Source organism: Frankia tisae (assembly GCF_025403405.1).
In the GTDB taxonomy this organism is placed as follows: Bacteria; Actinomycetota; Actinomycetes; order Frankiales; family Frankiaceae; genus Frankia; species Frankia tisai.
Genome location: NZ_JANEZT010000590.1, coordinates 1 through 2,501, shown reverse-complemented (window position 1 = coordinate 2,501; position 2,501 = coordinate 1). Strand labels below are relative to the sequence as shown.

General features: G+C 71.1%; 3 protein-coding genes. 2 read left to right on the top strand and 1 reads right to left on the bottom strand.

Features of this window, described 5'->3' with window-relative positions:
- The first annotated feature begins 83 nt into the window (after positions 1–83).
- Positions 84–593, top strand: coding sequence for a CGNR zinc finger domain-containing protein (locus tag NBZ85_RS30230; RefSeq protein ID WP_261563332.1), 510 nt, complete (start codon positions 84–86; stop codon positions 591–593).
- A gap of 161 nt (positions 594–754) precedes the next feature.
- Here NBZ85_RS30230 and NBZ85_RS30225 read toward each other — a convergent pair whose 3' ends face one another.
- Positions 755–1,711 carry an AraC family transcriptional regulator gene (locus NBZ85_RS30225; RefSeq protein ID WP_261563331.1) on the bottom strand — a complete coding sequence of 319 codons (957 nt, stop codon included), beginning with the start codon at positions 1,709–1,711 and terminating at the stop codon, positions 755–757.
- A 101-nt stretch (positions 1,712–1,812) separates the two neighbouring features.
- Between NBZ85_RS30225 and NBZ85_RS30220 the strand changes: the two genes are divergently transcribed.
- Positions 1,813–2,487, top strand: a complete 675-nt coding sequence (locus tag NBZ85_RS30220) for a peroxiredoxin-like family protein (protein WP_261560710.1) — start codon at positions 1,813–1,815, stop codon at positions 2,485–2,487.
- Positions 2,488–2,501: the final 14 nt, after the last annotated feature.

Genomic DNA, 2,501 nt, shown 5'->3' with positions numbered 1-2,501 from the left:
AGGCCGTCAACTGGTTAACCTCGTACGGTGGTTAGGTGACGCAGGAGCCGGGTTGGCCAGGCCTCTCAGACGAGGAGCTCCTCGTGGCGGTGGCGAACACCGGGCACGGGGAGCACGACGAACTCGCCGATCCGCCCGCGATGCGGGCCTGGTGGGCAGTCCTGGACGCACCGACCGACCTGGAAGCCGGGCGGCCCGACGCCCCTGAGGACGTGGTGATGCTTCGCACTCTGCGCGCCGTGATCCGCGGCCTCGCACTGCGCAACAACGGCATCGACGTCCGGGTCGACGCGGCCGGACTCGACCGTCTCACCCTGCGCCCAGATCTGCGAGGTAGCCCGTCCCTGCTCGCCGACGGCCCCGACGGCCTCGTGCGCGACGTCTGTGCCGCCACCGTCACGGCCCTTCTGCGCGCCACGGCGCGACCCTGCTGGCCCCGGCTCAAGGCGTGCCGGGGCACGGACTGCCGATGGGTCTTCGTCGACAGTTCCCGCAACACCTCGCGACGCTGGTGCGACATGGCCGCGTGCGGGAACCGCGCCAAAAGCGCGTCCTTCCGCGCCCGCCGCAGCGCCTCCGAGCCAGCTGACTGACAGCGCACGGCCCCTAGAGCGCCGATTCCCAGCGCATTTCGGCGCTCCCTGGCGGCGTCCAGGTCACCCAGCCAGCATTTGTTCCAGCCCGACCGGGTCGGACAAGCCGAAGCCTGGCACGCCGGCGTCTCCTCACCCGACCCCGGGCTGGCTGGGCGCTGCTACGAACGGCTCGCGGCAGCGGCGGTTCGTGCGTAGACCCGGTAGCGCCGTGGCGGCTTCCCCCGTGCGCGGCTGAACGCACGGGAGAAGGCGTGCTCGCTGGCATAGCCGACCGCGGCCCCGATGGCGGCGACGGGATCGTCGGTCTCGCGTAGCCGCTGCGCGGCGATGTCCATCCGCCACCGGGTCAGGTAGGTCAGCGGCGGCTCTCCGACGAGCTCGGTGAAACGGCGGGCCAGCGTGGCCCGGGACACATGCACCTCGGCCGCCAGGTCGTTGACGGTCCAGGCTCGCTGCGGCACCTCGTGGAGCAGGGAGAGTGCCCGCGCGGTGACGGGGTCGTGCAGCGCACGCAGCCACGAGCCCTCACCCGCCGGCCGGGCGCGCAGCCAGGCCCGGACGACGTGGACGAGCAGCACGTCGACCAGCCGGGCCACGACCGCACGCGAGCCGGGAGGCACACCGTTGAGCTCGTAGCGCAGCAACGCCAGGGCAGTGGCCACCGCGCCGTCGTCGCCCGGGCCACCGGCGGCAAGGTGCAGCACGCGCGGCAGCAGCGACATCAGTGGCTGGGCGACCTCGTGGTCGTAGTCGTACGACGCGCACAGGACTCGGGTGACCGCGCCATCGCCCGGCAGCTCGACCACCCCCTCGTCGGCACGCAGACCGATCTTCGCCACCTGGGTCAACGACATCGCCGCGGTCGTCGGGTCACTGGACAGGACATGGCTGAGGTTGGTCGGCAGCAGGACAACGTCACCCGGCATGAGCCTGCGCGGGGTGGCACCCGCCGTGCGCAGCCAGCACGATCCGGCCAACACCGCATGGAAGGTCGCGCCCGGCTGCGGGTCAACCTCGACGCCCCACGGCTCGTGCGCGACGAGCTGGGCGAGCACGGCGCCAGAGACACGGGCGAGCTGCAGCACATCGGCGAGCGGGTCAGCCGGGGTCTCCATTGTCCGATACTATCGGGGACGCCTTCCAGATGAGCCGATCAGCTAAGTAATTGAGCTTCTCCCGTATGGATAAACTCATGACGGTTTTCTAGCGTAAAGGCATGTCCGCATCTCAGACCGAGTCCACGTCCCTGACCGACGCCACGGTCGCCCTACGGTCCCAGCTTCACGATGCGTACGGCGTCGAGGCGCTGGCCCCCTTCGATAACGACGCGGCGGCGATGGCCGCCGACGGCGTCGGTTCCGCCGCCCCGGCCGTCGGGACCGCGGCGCCCGACTTCGCCCTGCCAGACATCCACGGCGCGAGCCGGGCGCTCACCGAGCTTCTGGCTGCGGGCCCCGTGGTGCTCGTGTTCTACCGAGGTGCCTGGTGCCCCTACTGCAACCTGCAGCTGCGCGCGTTTCAGGCCGCACTCGGCGAGATCGAGGCGGCCGGCGCCACTCTGGTCGCCGTGTCCCCCCAGACACCCGACAACTCGCTGTCGTTCGCCGAGAAGGAAGGCCTCGGCTTCACCGTCCTCAGCGATCTCCAGAACACCGTCGCTCGCGCCTACGGGCTGGTGTTTCGCCAGGCCGACGCCGCAACCACCGTGCAGAAGGCGCTCGGCATCGACCTGGCCGAGGTCAACGGGGACGACAGCCACGAGCTGCCCGCCGCTGCCACCTTCGTGGTCGACACCGACGCGGTGATCCGGTTCAGGTCGATCTCGGCCGACTACCGCTGGCGTGTCGGCCCCGAGGAGGCCCTCACCGCACTGCCCGCGCTCACCCGGTGACGCCCGGTGCGGGC